Raw genomic sequence first — 17949 nt, 5'->3', positions numbered from 1 at the left:
TTTCATAGAGTGTTATATACTATTTTAATAGTAGTATTAAAGCATTTATCCCTTACTTCCCCATACTTATCTAACTAAAAAAAGACCGTAAGCTTATACGGTCATTAATAAAGTAAGGGTTAATCAGAGATTCTATCGGTTAACCAACTTATTAAAACATTACGTGTAATTTTACTGAAAAGAAAAGAGTCCTCTTGTCCATAAAGATAATCTGGTCCCATAAATGGTTTATAGCTAAAACCACCAGTATCCCTTTCACTGAAATGTCCTTGATGAAAGTGAGCAGATCTAATACTATCGTACATTTTACCTACTATTATTTCATCTTTGGGACAATATTGCCTAACAAGTGATAAAATTGCATTTTTATTCTTATTATTTTCACGTATCAGTTTTGATAAAGAGTCCAAAGCAGCAATTTGATAAGAGACATTTACAGTAGTCATATGATTTCCTAGAGATAAAGCCAATTGAAACATTCTTGAAGCGCTAAGAAAAGCTTCTTTTTCTCTAGATTCGAGATTATGATATGCTCGAAATAATTTCCTAATATTGTTAGGTGGGCATAGATTACTTTTTATGTCTCTAATAACAGTTACTTCTTTAGGTTCAATAAATTTTCCCAATTTTTCTCGGTCCTTGGCAGGCATATCTTCTGGATAAATAGTTTCGTCTCTGTAACCTAATTGTAGTAATATTGAGGACTCACCTTCCTTGCCTGCCCATCTAAAATCAAACTTGCCTTCGTAAATACCTTTATTAAGAATTACTGACAAAAGCGCCATTATTTCTTTGCTAAAACGATCGTAGATAGAATAAGCATGTTGAGTGTTTATACCTTCAACTTTCATATCAAAATAGAGTACACTTTCAGAATAAAAATTGGAAACAGAGGTAGCAGGAGAGATTCTCCAATTTTGTATAAAATAATCTCCATCTAATTTATTTCCTATGTAATAATATTTTTTTCTAAAGAAGAAACTCTCAACCTTTTGACCGAAGGCAGATGCTAAAGATTGTGTTACTTTGTTTTTTAAAAAATCAACCCAGTTAATAGAATTGTCATCGCAAAAAGCCTCAATTGATTCTACAGTACCTTTCTTCCAAATAGAATTAAATTTAAGTGTGGCTGGTTTAGAATTTTCATTTAATTTAAATGTAGTCTGGTCACAACCGATATAATATTCTTCTTTAGATTCATCTTCCGTAAATTCCCCACTGTACTGCCAATCTGTGGTAAATTCTTCTAAACTTTTAGTAAAGTATTGAAGGAAAATATCTCTTTTTTCCTTATCTAGACTATTTAATTCTTCTTTTATTAGTAAACAATTTTCCATATTACACCTCTTTCTCATTATAATTATACAAATCATATAAAAGACCTACCAGTCAATTATCTTCATGAACCAAGTTTACCCTGGATTAAGATTTAAAACGAAAAATCCTTACCATTTTGGTAAGGTGTCTACTGTAACTTCTTTTTAGCACGTATCAACGTACTCTTAGAGATACCAGTTAAATCTTCCACTTGCTTGTATGAATGCGTTTCTAATAGCCTTAAAGCATGGGCGATTTGCTTCTTGGTAAATTTATTAGGTCGACCTTCTCGGAAGTCTTCACGCTGCTTGGCTATTGCCTTACCTTCTTGTGTCCGCTCTACAATCATATCACGTTCAAACTCAGCAAAACCGCTCATAATCGTAAGTATCAGCTTACCTGTTGGCGTGTCTTCCACTAACCCCATATTCAGGACATGAACCTTAACTCCTCGTTCAAATAGTACCTTTACTGTGTTGATTGCATCCACTGTAGATCGTGCGAAGCGGTCTAATTTCGTTACTACCAATGTGTCGCCTTCTACTAGTTTTGAAAGTACCTCTTGAAATTTCGGTCTGTCTGCTTTCGTTCCCGTAAACTTTTCCGAATAGATAACATCGCATCCTTCATTTCTCAGTGCGTTTAATTGTGCCTCCAGGTCCTGTTGTACTGTGCTTACCCGTGCGTAACCGTATTTCATCATTTGTCCTCCTGAATTTATGACTCTAAGTTATGACACCGCTTGATACCTTGATAATACTGTTTCCAGAAACTGGTGTCAATACTTAAAAGTTATGAAACTAATAGAAGTAAAACATACATACAAAGGTAGAGACATTCCGCTCCCTCTATATGGCTGCGCCGAAGTGGAACAACTTTATGTTATGAGGTCTATAAAAAAGTTGGGTTAGAGGAAAAGAATACAATAGCACCATCGCCACCTGCCACCCCTTAACAAGAGAAGCCCATCCAGTAAATAGTCATACGCCTAGTGCAATGCAAACATTTAAGCGAAAATCTTGAATTTGCGATACCAAAAAGTAAGGGCGTTAAGTTTGATAAGTATGTTCAGCATCGGTTATCCGAAAGCGGTCCTAAGTCAACTCTTCATGAAAGGCGCTTATTTTGAATATGCACTACGCCTAATGTTGTACAAAATGAAGTTGGAGTTATTCATTCCATCTAGTAAACCATGGCCTTTAATGGAAATTTTTATGGTATTATATTTATGAATTTTGGGAAATGTTGGTGATTGTAATGTCGAAAGAAATTAAACCTTTAAAAAAAGGACAAACTTTTGGTAGATTAGCTGTAATTGGTAAGGATATTGAAAAAAGCAGAGAAAGAAAAAAGCCCTACTATATATGTAAATGTTCATGCGGTGTAACTAAATCAATACTTAAACAGAGTTTAGTAGATAAAAAGAAACCTACAAATTCATGTGGATGTCTTGTAAAGGAACTCGCAGGATTTAAGCATGACCGAAAAACAACCTTAAGTATGAGGCTTTACGAAAAAGTACGTGCAAGGCATATAAACACATTGGAGGATTCTATTGATAACCTTTTACCATTTGATATGTTCTGTCAACTTATCATAAATAACTGTTTTTATTGTAATGCCTTACCCGATAGTTATATAACCGATAGAAGTTCAGGTTCGGACTTTGTTTTTCATTACAATGGTTTGGATAGGGTAGATAGTAAATTAGGTTATAGAGCGGTTAATGTGGTACCTGCTTGTAAGCATTGTAATATGGCGAAGAGTACATTGAGCGAAGATGATTTTAAGGGACTAATAAAAAGAATATACGAATTACATCTCAAAGAAGGGAGGAAAAATAATGTCTAATTTAATTGACTTAACAGGGAAAACATTTGGAAGATTAACAGTTTTTAAACGTTCGGAAGGTAAGAATGATAGTCGAGAAAGTTTTTGGGAGTGTAATTGTAAATGTGGTACAAAAGGTAAGATTGTAAGTGGATATTATTTGAGAAATGGTGCAATTAAATCTTGCGGGTGTCTTAGGGAAGAGAGGAAAAAAAATTTATTAGGACAAACTTTTACAAGGCTTACTGTCATAAAAAAAGCCGAGAGTACTTCTAAAAAGAAAGAGTCACTGTGGGAATGTAATTGTTCTTGTGGCAAAAAAGGTATTATAGTCAGGGGTTCGGACTTACTCAGAATTGATGGTAAAGGAAAAAAATCGTGTGGATGTCTTAGGGAAGAGAGGAAACAAAATTTAATTGGACAAACTTTTGAAAGGCTAACCGTGGTAAAAAAGTCTGAAAAAACCGACAAAAAAGGTTCAATATATTGGATATGTGATTGTTCTTGTGGAACTAAGGGACATGTTGTAAGAGGATATGATTTACTGAGAAAAAAAGGTTATAGAACTTTATCTTGTGGGTGTTACAAACTTGAAGGCAAGCATACTAATTTACAAGAAGACAGAGAAACTTTGTTAATTAGATACCTATATAATAAGTTGAAAATCCGAAATAGGAAGAAGAAATTCCTAGATCAAATCATTTCTCAAATATGCTTTTCAAAATTGATAATGGAGCCTTGTTATTACTGTGGTCTCAGTAAAAGCAATGTTACTTATGATAAGGATTATAAAAAAAAGAAAGTTAAAGATGTAAGGACTGACTTCGTTTTGTATCACAATGGAATAGATAGAATTGATAGTTCCAAAGGTTATGTTAACGGAAATGTAGTACCCTGCTGCAAGTATTGCAATATGGCAAAAGGCGATAGAATGAATGATGAATTTTTTGATTGGGTAGAAAAAGTATATAATCACTATGTACTTCCACAAGATTTAAATAATCAATGAGTATAAACAGAATCAACAGGCGAGCCTATAGATGGTTCGCTTTTCTTTTATCGTGGGGAGCCACCCCTTTGCAAGAGAAAACGCACACCTATATATGCACTATGCCTGGTGTAACACATACATGGGAATGAAAATTTAAAACCCATAAATCTCTATATTATGACGATAATAGGTCGTCTTTCAATATTGGCAAATAATTTTTAATTAATTACAGAAACATAAGGAGCAGCTGATGGGTTGTTACACAAAAAAGCCCCTCCAATTTTGGCAAGGGCTATATCGGAAATGAATCATTTTGACTTCTGTTTTTACAACTTATGATAGATCGCTTCCCTTGTGATAGTATTTTGATAAAACACAGTAGATGAATACAGTGTACTATTTATTAATCAAGACGTGCGAAGTATGGTTCATTTTAAGACATCCTGTAAAATCCAAATAACGGCCAATAAACCAATGATCCACTTCCACCAATTCCTATTATTAGATTCTACTGAAGGAGAAGTAGGTATATCTGTAATTAACGGTGATGTATTGGTGGTTTTTGAAGGAGGAGTTGAGCATGTTGTGTTGAATGAAGATGTCTTTTTCTCTTTGATTTTTGTAATCTCCCAATCTAAATCATTCCATTCTTTCTGTTTTTTTGATTTCCCTTCTAGCCCCCTTATTGTAAAAGTCATCCCATGTTCTTTGGCATATTCTTTTGCCGCTCGGAATTTTGCTTGATTCATAGGCGCTTGAATATCACCTGATAATTTAATTTCCATCAACACTCTTTTGCCGCCCCTATATTCTATAAGCACATCCGGAATATAATTTCTATGTTTTCCTTTAAACAGATAAGGTATTTTTATTGGTTCAATGTCAAAAGAAATTACTCGGCTATCATTTTCTAGTTCCTTAAACACAAGTTCTTCCAGTGGACTTCTGCATAATCGTTCCCGATTTGCTTTCGTAAATTTAATCTTTTTAGGGTATCCTTGTTCTACTGCTTTCTGTTTTTGATTAACACCAACTTCCTCTATTATCTGAATAGACTCTCTATGTTCGAAGCGTTCAAGGGGCAGATCCTTTAACGGTTTTTTGCTTTGAACAATTGGTTGCTGTAAAACATAGCATTTCTCCATCCTAGATATTCGAAATGTACGCCAATCACTCCTTAATCGGCAATATCCCACCATATATAATTTCCTGTCATATCTAATGAGAAAGAATGGTTCAACTTCTCTATATTCATTCTTATATTTGATCCCTAAACATTGTTGACGGCGTATCCCCTGAACGACTTTATCCTTCAATTTTAACCCCCCTCATGAACGTGAAGCTTCTACTTAATTTTACCTGAGTTAGGGTTCCTATTATATAGTTTTTTATAGAAAAAGAGACTACACTTCAACCTTAAAAGTTTTTTACGCTAGGAATATTTTTAAATATAGAATTAACTACAATTGGATAATAATTTTTTGTTATATTTAAAGTACAATTACCAATATTAGGGGTGTAGAGATATGGCAAGCTATTTGATTGGCTACGTTGATCCAGAAAAAAATAATGGGCATGAGGACCCGATGTTAAAGGAGTTTACGTATGGTGATTTAAAAATAAATGGGGAAAAGCTATTAGGTTTAAATAAAGGGGATTATTTATTTTTTCACAAGACTATTTACGATAAAAGGTATATAACGGCTTATTATTTTGTAGAAGAAGTACACCTTGTGAAGGAAATAATAGATGACCCGTTGTTTAGGGATAAATATAACAACCATCATCTTTTGAAGAATAGAAATCAACTGGAAAATAATGAATGTGTTGTTTTTGGAAACCCAATTCGTTCTAAAGTATTAGACGTACCTCTTGAATTGAATGAACACTTATTAAAACAACTTTCTAGACCATCTAACCTTAATCCAAATCAAACGCCTTTAGCAGCATTATCTTCTGCTCTAAGAACATGGAAGGTGTTAAATGATAACGATATAAAGCTATTTTTAGATTTAATCAGAGACAATGAAAAGAGTGGGCGGTTATCGAATAAGCTGTTATCAACCGAGGAAGTTTTTCAGGTGCTTGAAAGAGACATAGAGAAATTTATAGCAAGTAATCCTGAAATATTAGGTAAAGGTCTTAAACTATTAAAGCAGCAATATATATTTTTCGATGATTCAAGATTAGATCTTCTGTTACTTAATCCAATGAATGATGATGTGGTTGTAGTTGAAATTAAAAAAGATAAGATAGGGCGTGAGGTAAAACAACAAATAAAACATTATATGAAGTTATGCAGAGATGAACTTGGTTACACGAATATTAAAGGGTTGATTGTTTGCCCAGGTATACTGCCGTATTTTGAAGAGGAAATGGCTGCAGCTAAAAAGGAAAACATCTTTGTGAAAACTTTCGGTTGGAAATTAGATGTAATTTAATATAGAAATCTATTTACTTTCCTCTTTAATAGTGAAAAGAGGGCCTATAGATGGTTCGTTTTTTGTTTGTAAATGTATTATGTCCATTATGGATATGAAGAAGGGGACAACCCCTTTGCAAGAGGAAGATGCGTATTGATCCAGCACTACGCCTGATGATTAACGAATTTGTACATAAAATCTCGAAACTTGATGAGATTGCGTAAGTTTGATGTTTCTAATCGCTCTAAGTTTATTTAGACCTGTGTCATCCCTTCATGCAAAAATCAATCGTTCCCCAATGCAAAAACCGTTTTTAAAATTTTTTTAGATTCGGAAATCTCAGTGATGTAATTCCAAATGACTATATTAATTAAACATAGTCGTTAAACAAGGCGAGTTTTGGACTCTTTAATAAACGAAACAATTAAAAAGGTGCAAAAATTCCCAAATAAGTGTTAATATTAGGTAAATTCAAAATAAGAGGTAATGACAAATGTCAAAAAAAGTTAATTTAGATGCACTGATACCTAGAGAAGATTTCGAAGTAGAGGATAATCACAAAAGCATTGGTAAAAATACTTCAACATTGTCAATAACTGACTTAAAAGAAGACGCATTTTTCTTCTCAGCTGTTAGAAAACCTGATTTTCAAAGAGAAACAAATGAGTGGGATCCAGATACAATATGTAATTTAATTGAAAGTTTTCTAGATGGCGAGCTTATTCCAGCACTTATTCTTTGGAGAAGTGCAAGTAGCTTTACCTTTGTAATAGATGGATCGCATCGAATTAGCGCATTAGCAGCATGGATAAACGATGACTATGGAGATGGTTTAATTTCTAAGCAATTCTATGATGGCAAAATTCCTGATGAACAAATTGAGATTGCCGAAAAAACGAGAGCTACAGTTAAAAAGAAAATCGGATCTTTCCTAGATTATCAATTAGCAATTAAATCACCTGAAAAGGTAGATGCTAAAATTGCTCAAAGGGCAAAAAGCTTAGGTGCTTTAGCAATACAACTTCAATGGGTAGAAGGAGACTCGTCCACTGCTGAGACCTCATTCTTTAAGATAAACCAGCATGCAGCTCCAATTGATCCTACAGAAATGCGTCTATTAAAATCAAGAAAAAAACCCAACGGTCTTGCAGCAAGGGCTGTAATTAGAAGTGGTAAGGGCCACAAATATTGGTCCAGGTTTAGTGAAATTAAGCAATTAGAAATTCAGGAACTCGCAAAAGAGATACATGACATATTGTTCACTCCACATTTGAAAAATCCGATCAAGACTCTCGATTTGCCAATCGGTGGTAGTATATATGCATCTCAAACTTTACCACTAGTATTGGATTTCGTTAATATTGTAAATGGAGTAAAGCCTAAGGTAGATGATATAACTCACGATGAACTTGAAGATGATACTGATGGAAATTATACTATTAAATTCTTAAACAATTGCAGAAAAATTGCTAGAAGAATAAATAGTACACATCCAGGATCACTTGGCTTACACCCTGCTGTTTATCTTTATTCGCAAACAGGCAGACATAAAATTGCTTCTTTTTATGCAATTACTGCACTTATCTTAGAGTTTGAAAATAATAAGAAATCCTCATATAATCAATTCACTAATGTACGTGAAACATTTGAGGAGATTATTCTAGAGCATGACTATTTAATCCAACAAATTGTTCGTAGGCACAGAAGTGCATTAAGAGCTTATCCGTTCATAAAAGATTTTTACTTAAATATTATTCTCAATTTGTCTGAAGGGAAAGATAAAGAAAAGGTAGTTGATGAAATACTTCAAAGTAAAGAATTTAATTATTTAACATCTATTAATAGTTCCGATCAAATAATTTTCGCCAGCAAATTCTCAAGTCAAACTAAATCAGCTATCTTCATGAAGGAAGCACTTGAAAAAGCACTAAAATGTAAGTTGTGTAATGGTTATATACATGCAAATGCCATTACAATTGATCATATTGTTAGGAAACAAGATGGTGGAATGGGTACATTAGATAATGGACAACTATCTCACCCATTTTGTAATACTACTATGAAAAATTAAGATTTTTTTGATTTTTGTCAAAATCGTAGTAGGTAATAAAATAAAGCACCAAATTTAAATAAAGTATAGTTTTCGTTTTGACCATTTTATTAAACATGGCAAAGTTACTTTAACAATTGATACGATTTTAAAACAAATGGTCCATGCCGTCTTATCGAAAGCTTCCAAGTTGAACTCGGAACTAACGACCAAACGAAGAAAGGGCATTAGTAGAATTACTGAAGGAAATATTGTCCGAAAAAGTGGGGGAGATAACAATCTCCCTTTTTTTACTTGAATTTTTTAGGTATTAAAAAAGCACCCCGAAGGATACTTACATTATCAGTGCCTGTTTGGTTTTGTTTTTAACATATACCCCGAACGCATCAATTTATGTAGTTCATCTGACCCCCTACTTTTTATAACGCCTGTTAGGTATTCCCTGTCAATATTCGACCTTTTCGTCACGACAAAAAATACTATTCGTGATAGCATATTCCTTACTGATTGTTAGTGTCTGCTTCATAGATCTCGACTAAATCGACAAAATACTTCAATTGTTTAATTTCGGCTTTTGCTCTATTGACAGTAATTAACTTTGCCATTTATGCACCTCCTCTCTTTAAAGAAGGCTTCGACAAATTCGACTTAAGCCGTTTCGACAAAATTGTGAACAAATGGAAAAATGCCTACCATATAAGATAGACATTGTCCTAAGATTAATGACGGTTAGGTAATTCAAGTGTCCAACGGATCATGTCACCAATGATTGGGAAAATATCGTTATGCTTGCTTCCAAAGCGCATCCATCCTGTTTTTTCATCGTAGAATCCAATGTCTCGATTACCAGTAGAATTGTCTGGAAGATAATCTTTTAAAAGTTCCAATTGATAATCCTTTATTTGTTCATTACTTAATTGATAGTAACGCCAAATTGGATTGTCATGGCTAAAGTCGATGTTCGTTATACCATCGAGTAATAAGGTAAGCAAATTTTCATTATGGGAACGGCCAAATGCAAAATCATATGTTAGCTTTGCTAGTGCTTTTAAAACGACTGGTTGTGCAGCAACTGTCTTTCTCTTTGCGTTTTCTTCACCAAAACCCTGTATTTGAGTGACAGCCTCCCAAAAACGTTTTGCAATTCCTAAACGTGAAACTACTTCTGATGGAGTAGCGCTATTAATGTTAGTTTTATTAATTATAAGATGGGCGTTGATTGCTACAACATCTTTTCTTGTTAATGAACCATCATCGTCATCCCAATCTACTTTATCTCCTGGAGAAATTTTTATTAACCCTGTATCCAATAGTTTGTTTTTTATAAAAGCATTTATAGGATTGGAGCTGTCGAACTCTAAGGCCAAACTTTTTTCTACCTTTTTTCCCAAATTGTTAAGGTCGTGAAACAATTGACGCTCCTCTAGGATGTCCAATCCAAGGTGCATTTCGACGGTAACCGTGCAAAGTGATCTGGTAATATCATAACAATCTAGCCAAACATTTAACTCGTCTTCTGGTACAGTTCTGTCATCACGACCATGTGGGAATAAGGATTGCTTTTTTGTAGGATATTTCTGGTCACGTCTGACTTCTTCTAAAAAGTCAATCACCAATTTCATCGCCATCCGCCTATGTTGACCATCCACAACCCACATAATATCCTTTTGACCTAACCATAAACGAACGCCTATACCTTCATTGTTATTTGTCTCTAGTTGTTGTCCCCGTAAATTTTGAGCATTACGTCCAGCAGTTCGTAAGTTAACAACTATTGGTTGCAAAGAAAGGTAAGGTTGGCTACCAAGTTTTGTTTGAAGTTGTATATGTGCATCTGTTACTGGGATATCTTCTTGTTTTCGTTTATTTATAGAAGCTGCAAGTAAACCCTTCAAAATATAACGAGCCAAATTTGAAGTGTGATTTGAATCTAATTTTCGTTGGGCTACTGCCTCACCATTCACTCCACGTTCATTTGCCACGTCTGACATACGGAAAAAATCATACATGGGTAGTTTTACAAGAAGAGTAGTGTATCCCAAATTATTACATATAAAAGCTTTTAACTGCATATCAGATGAGTCTCCAAGACGAATGAATTGATTAAGAGGTGCTACAGTATCATTAATTACTTTATTGAACATAAATAAACCCCCTCCCAATAAAATGAATACATTAAATGAATACTCCAGGAGAGTCAGTTTTAGAACCCAGGATACTTTTTTAATTAGAAAAAAAAATCCAGGATAAAATAAATCACTCTCCTGGTTAATTTCTTAAACTTTCGCCCTGTAGTTTCCATTTTATAATCTGATAGAATACTATACGAGGTGTTTATATGTTTATATCGCCAATGCTATTGCATAAAAAAGAAGAACCGTTTAATTCAGAAGATTACATTACGGAACTAAAACTTGACGGAATTCGTTTAATATATTCAGTTGATAATGCGGGAAAAGTCCGTTTGTATTCACGACACAATAACGAAATCACATCGATATTCCCTGAACTTCACAACATAGATATTCCACCAGATAAAGTACTTGATGGTGAGCTAATTGTAAGTGACAACAACGGTAAGCCTGACTTTGAAGCAGTAATGAGTCGGTTTATGAGTTCTAGAGACAAGTCACCGATAACCTTCGTGGCTTTTGACGTGATTCAGCATAAAGGTGAACGGATCACAAACTTACCATTACTTGAACGTAAAGAAGTGCTTGTAGAAATAGTGCCTGAGGATAATACGTTGATTTCTAAGTCGCAGTTCATTGAGGGTCAGGGTGAAGATTATTTTGACGCTATAAAAGTGCAAGAACTCGAAGGCATCGTCTTAAAACGTAAAGATTCTCGGTATGAAGTGGGCAAACGTTCACAATCGTGGTTGAAGGTTATTAACTATCAGTATACCGATGTATTTGTCGTTGGGTATCGAAAGCAGCCAAAGGATTTCGGTTTGCTGTTGGCATTCGAAGATGGAAGTTATTCTGGCGTAATGGAACTAGGTGTTGGTTCGTTGAATCGAAAGAATGTTTACGGGAAGCCAGTGAATCGGGAAGAGGATGATATTGCTTTTATTGAACCAGTAAAGTGTCGTGTGAAATTCCGTAATTTAACGAAGGCAGGATTATTAAGATCTCCGAGTTTCCTAGAGTGGGTTTAGCGCCTACTCTTTTGTGTTATTTATGACCATAAATTGGTACGTAGAAATTGACAATCTTGATTACCGTTAGCTATTATATAACCGTATAGGACGAACGAAAACTGTAACGATAATTGATGGAAAACTGTTTAAGGCGATGATTGAACGTTGATGTAACGCTGATTGGACGAATTGATTAAGCGGAAAAAAGAACGTACAGTCTTCAAAACTGCTTGAGACCTGCGTGCCAGGTCTGGTGGGTTCGATTCCCACGCAGTCCCGCCAATCAAATTTAAGTGATAAACAGGTTACCTATTCCCTTTGTAATTTGTTTGTTTTGAAATTTATCTAACGGGCTACTCGAATATTCGGGTAGCTTTTATTTGTTTTCTAAGATTAAAAGCACACTTTACTCCCATTCATTTGAAGGAACTGGGAATTACAGCAGATGAACTATTGGCCAGACCAGACTTGAAGAATATTCTTTTGTATCATGTCTTGTCTGGTAAAGTAATGTCCTCAGACCTAAAAAATGGGATGAAAGCAAAAACCCTTGCCCAAAAGGACGTTACGATCACGCTGAATCCTGTTAAGGTTAATAACGCAAACGTTATTAAGCCTGATATAGATGCATCAAATGGTGTCATCCATGTAATTGATTCAGTTCTATTGCCTTAAGACATATTTATACAAAAAAGAAATCCCCTCTATGCTAGAAGGGATTTCTTTTAGTAATGTATTCAAAGCTTTTCACGTTTTAGAAAAATAATAGAAGGGTATTTTCCAGTGCCTCTTTAATATCTTTTCATTACAATTTGCGGATACGGATGCCGATAGCCCTCAAGAAGTGTCACCTCACATTCCAAAAACCACTTTCCAAAAATAACACACTTTTAATTCTCGGTTATATGGGTATAACATTATGGAATTAGTAAATTGATTAGTTATCCTATCAATTATTTTTGGAGGTAGAAATATGCAATGGAAAGGAAGACGGCAAAGCTCAAACGTTGAGGATCGTAGAGGTATGGGCATGGGGGGTAAGACGGTAATTGGAGGCGGAATCGGCAGTATCATTATTGTTCTCCTCTTTACACTGCTCGGAGGTAATCCGGGAGATTTAATAAATAACAGTTCCTCTAATCTTGGGTCAGATACAAGCGCTCCTTATCAAGAATCCACACAAGAGAAGGAACTGGCGGACTTTGTTTCCGTAGTCCTTGCTGATACGGAGGATGTATGGGCAGAAAAATTCAAGGAACAAGGTCTAACATACGAAAATCCTAAGCTTGTTTTGTACAGGGACAGTGTCCAGTCGGCCTGTGGTACTGCCAGTTCTGCTGTGGGACCGTTTTATTGTCCAGGTGACCACAAGCTTTACATTGACTTGAGTTTTTATCAGGAGCTGAGACAAAGATTCCAGGCTCCTGGTGATTTTGCGATGGCGTACGTCATTGCCCATGAAGTAGGCCACCATGTCCAAACGCTTTTGAATATGGGAGGCAATGCATCAGCAAGCCAAAAACGTACCAATGAATACTCTGTACGGTTTGAATTGCAGGCTGACTACTTGGCTGGTGTTTGGGCACACGACGCACAGGGGAAGGGGTATCTTGAAAAAGGCGACCTTGAAGAAGCACTGAATGCAGCAAATGCAGTCGGAGATGATAATATCCAGAAAAAAGCACAAGGCTATGTGGTACCTGAAAGTTTTACACATGGAACCTCTGAACAAAGAAAGCGCTGGTTTTGGAAAGGATTCGAAAACGGAACCATTAAGGGTGGAGATACCTTTAAACAAGCCAATCTGTAAATAGTTAATCAATGTTAGGTAAGAAGTTGTCCGAACAATGCGGCAGCTTCTTTTTCATGTGTGGAGGCGAATACTTCTCTTTATTTAGGAGATTACTTAAGGTAAATATGTATACTTACACCATGGAGGGAAGCGGATGAGTCGACTTGATAGGCTCAGAATGGGAAATGTGGAAACCAGACATTTTCAACAGTTCAATGAGTTATTGCGCTACGTATTTCAAGTTACAAAGAAGGATTTACAAATGATAGGATGGGAAGAGCGTGAGATTGCATTAGCCAAGCGACCAGTTTTGGAGAAGGCAGATGTTCTAGGTTGGTTTGATGGGGAAAAACTCATTTCACAGCTTGCCGTTTACCCATTTCAAGTGAATATTTTTGGACGAACATTTGAAATGGGTGGGCTGACAGGTGTTGGTACCTATCCCGAATATGCCAATATGGGGCTCATGAACAAGTTGATGAGACAAGCTCTTACAGATATGAAGGATAGGAAGCAATCCATCTCTTATTTATTTCCGTATTCTATTCCATTTTACCGTCGAAAAGGTTGGGAAATTATATCCGATAAGATGACCTTTGAAATAAGGGACAATCAATTACCGAAGGCTAAAAAAGTGTCTGGTTATGTAGAAAGATTAGATACGGAGCATCCCGATATCCGCATGGTTTACAGCAATTTTTCAAGTATGCGCCATGCCGCTATGATCCGCAATGACTTAGCATGGGATGAATACTGGAGATGGGATTTAGAGGATTTAACGGCCGCAGTTTATTATGATCGTTCACACCAGCCGCAAGGGTACCTATTGTACTGGATTTCTAAAGATGTCCTTCATGTAAAGGAAATGGTATATATTCATCAAGAGGCGCGAAACGGACTCTGGAATTTCATAGGTGCTCATTTTTCCATGGTGTCGAAAGTGGAAGGAAGCACCTTTACAAATGACCCATTAGCCTTTTGGCTAGAGGATGGGGACATTAAAGAAACCATTGTACCTTATTACATGGCCCGAATTGTAGACGTCAAACAATTTATAGCTCAATTTCCTTTTAGAAAAATGAGTACAGAGGTTCAACTGAAGCTTAAGCTCGATGATCCGATTTTGGAATGGAATCAGGGATTATTTACATTTCATGTATCTGGCACAGGTCAAGGCAGGTTAAACCAAACTGAAGGATCAGCGGACTTTTCTTGTGATATTCAAACATTAACAACCATGTTACTTGGCTACAAGAGACCTTCTTATTTAGCGGTTATTGGTCGTCTTTCAGGTAATCAACAAACAATTGACATATTAGAGAATTTAATTGAACGAGAGGTTCCATATTTTTCGGATTATTTCTAAGTGCTTTATTTAGAAAACAGATTAAAAGTGAATGTAATCAAGTGCACGATTGCAAGAGCACCTAAGAGATATGTACCGATGTATAGAAGAATTTCCATTAGGTTCCCTCCTCAGATTAATAATATTTGTGCGCAATATACAATAATATTTGTCATTATAAACAAGAGGTTTTGAAAAAAATGTCGATATAACTCATTTGAAAAGAACTGTTAATCACTTTTAATAAATGAAAAAAATAGTCATTGATTGTCATGTGTTTGTAAGAAATTACTTCTATCGCTGAAAAGGTTAGGTCAAGCAGGATATGGAAGGATATGGCTAAAATAGTAAGTATGATAGTGATATTTTCTCGTGATTACATGTCATTCCTTCATACAGTCAATTACACTGTTTTTTCGACTTTGTGTGCCCTGGAATTCAATGGTAAGATGAAAACTACGTTAAAGAACAATTCGCCATGTGAAAAGAACTGAAAGGAATGATCTGTTATTAATCATTTGCAATTAAGTTATACAAGCGAAATGGAAAAAGCGATGCGTAGTGCTCATGGAGTAGGCTATGAAGATTACAGGCGACATCATTCAGTGAGAATGAGAGTTGAAACACGACGGAAAAAGAATTATATCAAGTGTTGCAGACTGGTTGCAGATTTAGATAGACTTGTCCATTTTAATAATCGACTAAAAAACTAAATAAAAATATAAGACCGCAGGGTGTATCCATCACTCGTGCGGTTTTTTGTTTGCTTTTCTTTTGGATAATTATCAGAAATTTCGAATGTAAGGACATCTCTATTAATAAAGTAAAAGTAAAGAGAATATGTGTTTTTGACATTTTAAGAATGTATAATTCGACTTCGAGAATTGTCCAGCTTCTGCGCCTAGCCCCTCGGGTCAAATAACCTTCGGCAATAAATGTCAAAGGGCCGAGACTTTTCTTGCCGAAGAACATTTGCCTGTCGGGGCTGACCAAGGCGCTTACGCTGTTATTAAAAGGGAGGGATTAAATGCTGCATATTGTAGCTTGTATCAAGCAAGTACCTGACACCAAAATTATTAAGATGAATCCAAAAACAAATACGATGGACCGCAGAACCGCGCCTGCGATATTGAATCCGTATGATGCGCATGCTGTTGAAGAGGCCGTTCGTTTAAAGCAAAGATATGGAGGGATTGTATCTGTTGTCACGATGGGGCCTCCTCCAGCAGTTACCGCGATTAAGAAGTGTATTGAAATCGGGGCCGATGAAGGCTATTTGATTACCGACCGCCGGTTTGCGGGTGCCGATACGTTGGCAACGAGCTATGCTGTGACCAAGGCAATTGAAAAAATCGCAAAACAAAAGCCCGTAGATTTGATCATTTGTGGAAAAATGTCCATCGATGGCGATACCGGTCAAGTCGGACCAGGAATAGCGAGAAGACTCGATATTCCACCGTTAACTTCGGTAAATAAAGTCGTGGAAATCAACCAAGAAGAAGGATATGCCATTGTCCATCGCAAGCTGGAGGATGGATATGAAGTGGTCCGTTCTACATTACCGTGTTTGTTTTCTGTGGAAAAAACAATCAATGAAGTGCCGTATTCCCCATTTCCGAACATGATAAAAGCTGCCAGATATCAGCCACATATTTGGTCTGTTGACGATCTGGAAGGTGTGGATATTAAACAGCTTGGATTGAAGGGATCCCCAACGATTGTCTCAAAAGTATGGGCACCGCAAAAGCCGGCAGGGGGAAAGTTCCTCGAAGGCAACCCAACAGCACAAGTAGAGCAATTGCTCTCTGTCCTGCTTGAAAAGAAGGAACTGTTCGAAACAAAGGAGGGCATGTAATTGGATTTCAAAGATTACAAAGGTGTTTGGGTATTTATTGAACAAAAGGATGGAGAGGTTGCTTCTGTTTCCCTTGAACTTTTGGGTGCCGGAAGAAAGCTGGCAGACAAACGGGGAGTCGAATTGGCGGGTATTCTAATCGGAGAAAATGTTAAATCTTTAACAAAGACCGTATTTGAATATGGAGCAGATACCGTGTATGTATACGATCAACCGATCTTTAAGCATTACCGCACCGAAACCTATATGAAGGCACTGTTAGAGTGTAGTGATAAACATAAACCAGAAATTATCCTTTACGGAGCGACTTCAACAGGCAAAGACTTGGCAAGCGCGGTAGCTACCGATCTGCCGACGGGTTTGACAGCGGATACGACGGAGTTGGATGTGGAGGAGGAAACCGGGTTATTATTGGCGAGCCGTCCTGCTTTTGGTGGAAACATAATGGCAACTATTTTATGTAAAAAATATCGGCCTCAAATGGCGACAGTCCGTGCCAAAGTGATGAAGGCATTGGAACCAGAGCCGGGAAGAACAGGAAGAATTGTCGAAGAAACAATCCCCTTAAAAGAAGATGATATTCGGACAAAAGTCTTGGAAATTGTAAAGGAAACGGTAAAGAAAGTAAGAATCGACGAAGCCGACATAATTGTGGCAGGTGGAAAAGGATTAGGGAGCTACGAGGGATTCCGGTTAATACACCAATTGGCGGAAACGCTTGGAGGAGCTGTTGGTGCCAGCAGGGATGTGGTGGAAGCGGGTTGGATTGATCACGCACATCAAGTAGGGCAAACGGGCGTGACGGTGACGCCAAAGATTTATTTTGCAATTGGCATTTCGGGTGCCATTCAGCATATTGTTGGAATGAAAAATTCCGGTTTAATTATTGCCATTAATAAAGACAAAGAAGCTCCTATTTTTCAGAACTGCCATTATGGAATTGTTGGCGATGCCTTTGAGATTGTCCCTATACTGATCGAACAGTTTAAACATGCACTTTCTAAGGATAAGGTATTGAAATAAAATAAGAGTTTGATGTGGGTATATAATTATTTAAGTGTCTACTAAAACATCGTATAAAAGGGAAGGCTTATTCATTTAGAATCTAAGCTACACTGCGAAAAAGCTGACTAATGGATTACCCCTTAGAAGATTAACCAATAAGCGGAGTATTTCCGTCTATTTGAGCTAGTTTACAACGAGT

At 36.3% G+C, this 17949-nt stretch carries 15 protein-coding genes; 11 read left to right on the top strand and 4 right to left on the bottom strand.

Annotated features, from left to right (window positions below):
- Nucleotides 1-119: 119 nt before the first annotated feature.
- Complete coding sequence (locus tag QE429_RS17255; RefSeq protein WP_307288695.1) at nucleotides 120-1337, bottom strand: hypothetical protein; 1218 nt, start codon at nucleotides 1335-1337, stop codon at nucleotides 120-122.
- 128 nt (nucleotides 1338-1465) lie between these two features.
- On the bottom strand, nucleotides 1466-2017 hold the full coding sequence (locus tag QE429_RS17250) for a recombinase family protein (RefSeq protein ID WP_307290870.1): 552 nt from the start codon (nucleotides 2015-2017) through the stop codon (nucleotides 1466-1468).
- Nucleotides 2018-2574: 557 nt separating this feature from the next.
- Here QE429_RS17250 and QE429_RS17245 point away from each other — a divergent pair.
- Nucleotides 2575-3168 carry a hypothetical protein gene (locus tag QE429_RS17245; protein WP_307288693.1) on the top strand — a complete coding sequence of 198 codons (594 nt, stop codon included), beginning with the start codon at nucleotides 2575-2577 and terminating at the stop codon, nucleotides 3166-3168.
- The gene (locus tag QE429_RS17240) at nucleotides 3161-4156 is read left to right on the top strand and encodes a hypothetical protein (protein ID WP_307288691.1); all 996 of its coding nucleotides are present in this window, start codon (nucleotides 3161-3163) and stop codon (nucleotides 4154-4156) included. The genes QE429_RS17245 and QE429_RS17240 overlap by 8 nt, the downstream gene beginning before the upstream one ends.
- Nucleotides 4157-4566: 410 nt before the next feature.
- Here QE429_RS17240 and QE429_RS17235 read toward each other — a convergent pair whose 3' ends face one another.
- A complete protein-coding gene (locus tag QE429_RS17235) occupies nucleotides 4567-5454 on the bottom strand; it encodes a TnsA endonuclease N-terminal domain-containing protein (RefSeq protein WP_307288690.1) in 888 nt (295 codons plus the stop codon).
- 210 nt (nucleotides 5455-5664) lie between these two features.
- Here QE429_RS17235 and QE429_RS17230 point away from each other — a divergent pair, with 210 nt between their 5' ends.
- Both QE429_RS17230 and QE429_RS17225 read left to right on the top strand, forming a co-directional pair.
- Nucleotides 5665-6579 carry an endonuclease NucS domain-containing protein gene (locus QE429_RS17230; RefSeq protein WP_307288688.1) on the top strand — a complete coding sequence of 305 codons (915 nt, stop codon included), beginning with the start codon at nucleotides 5665-5667 and terminating at the stop codon, nucleotides 6577-6579.
- Between the two features lie 475 nt (nucleotides 6580-7054).
- The gene (locus tag QE429_RS17225; RefSeq protein ID WP_307288686.1) at nucleotides 7055-8632 is read left to right on the top strand and encodes an HNH endonuclease family protein; all 1578 of its coding nucleotides are present in this window, start codon (nucleotides 7055-7057) and stop codon (nucleotides 8630-8632) included.
- Nucleotides 8633-9330: 698 nt separating this feature from the next.
- Here QE429_RS17225 and QE429_RS17220 read toward each other — a convergent pair.
- The gene (locus tag QE429_RS17220; protein ID WP_307288683.1) at nucleotides 9331-10755 is read right to left on the bottom strand and encodes a DNA sulfur modification protein DndB; all 1425 of its coding nucleotides are present in this window, start codon (nucleotides 10753-10755) and stop codon (nucleotides 9331-9333) included.
- A 194-nt stretch (nucleotides 10756-10949) separates the two neighbouring features.
- Here QE429_RS17220 and QE429_RS17215 point away from each other — a divergent pair, with 194 nt between their 5' ends.
- The 7 genes from QE429_RS17215 (at nucleotide 10950) to QE429_RS17190 (ending at nucleotide 17768) form a co-directional block, all read left to right on the top strand.
- The gene (locus QE429_RS17215) at nucleotides 10950-11771 is read left to right on the top strand and encodes an ATP-dependent DNA ligase (RefSeq protein WP_307288681.1); all 822 of its coding nucleotides are present in this window, start codon (nucleotides 10950-10952) and stop codon (nucleotides 11769-11771) included.
- Between the two features lie 435 nt (nucleotides 11772-12206).
- Nucleotides 12207-12428 (top strand): fasciclin domain-containing protein, encoded by a 222-nt coding sequence (locus QE429_RS17210; RefSeq protein WP_307288679.1) that lies wholly within the window; start codon nucleotides 12207-12209, stop codon nucleotides 12426-12428.
- A gap of 298 nt (nucleotides 12429-12726) precedes the next feature.
- Entirely contained in the window at nucleotides 12727-13563 is an 837-nt protein-coding gene (gene ypfJ, locus QE429_RS17205) for a KPN_02809 family neutral zinc metallopeptidase (RefSeq protein ID WP_307288677.1), read from the top strand.
- Nucleotides 13564-13699: 136 nt separating this feature from the next.
- Nucleotides 13700-14911, top strand: a complete 1212-nt coding sequence (locus tag QE429_RS17200) for a GNAT family N-acetyltransferase (RefSeq protein WP_307288675.1) — start codon at nucleotides 13700-13702, stop codon at nucleotides 14909-14911.
- Between the two features lie 521 nt (nucleotides 14912-15432).
- A complete protein-coding gene (locus tag QE429_RS24555) occupies nucleotides 15433-15603 on the top strand; it encodes a YuzK family famiily protein (RefSeq protein ID WP_483862228.1) in 171 nt (56 codons plus the stop codon).
- A 314-nt stretch (nucleotides 15604-15917) separates the two neighbouring features.
- A complete protein-coding gene (locus QE429_RS17195) occupies nucleotides 15918-16745 on the top strand; it encodes an electron transfer flavoprotein subunit beta/FixA family protein (RefSeq protein WP_307288674.1) in 828 nt (275 codons plus the stop codon).
- Nucleotides 16746-17768, top strand: a complete 1023-nt coding sequence (locus QE429_RS17190; protein WP_307288672.1) for an electron transfer flavoprotein subunit alpha/FixB family protein — start codon at nucleotides 16746-16748, stop codon at nucleotides 17766-17768.
- Nucleotides 17769-17949 lie beyond the last annotated feature (181 nt).

Origin of the sequence: Bacillus sp. SORGH_AS_0510, assembly GCF_030818775.1 — a bacterium.
GTDB lineage: Bacteria > Bacillota > Bacilli > Bacillales > Cytobacillaceae > Neobacillus.
Note: the sequence above shows the minus strand (reverse complement) of the source record. Positions and strands in the feature narration are given on the sequence as shown.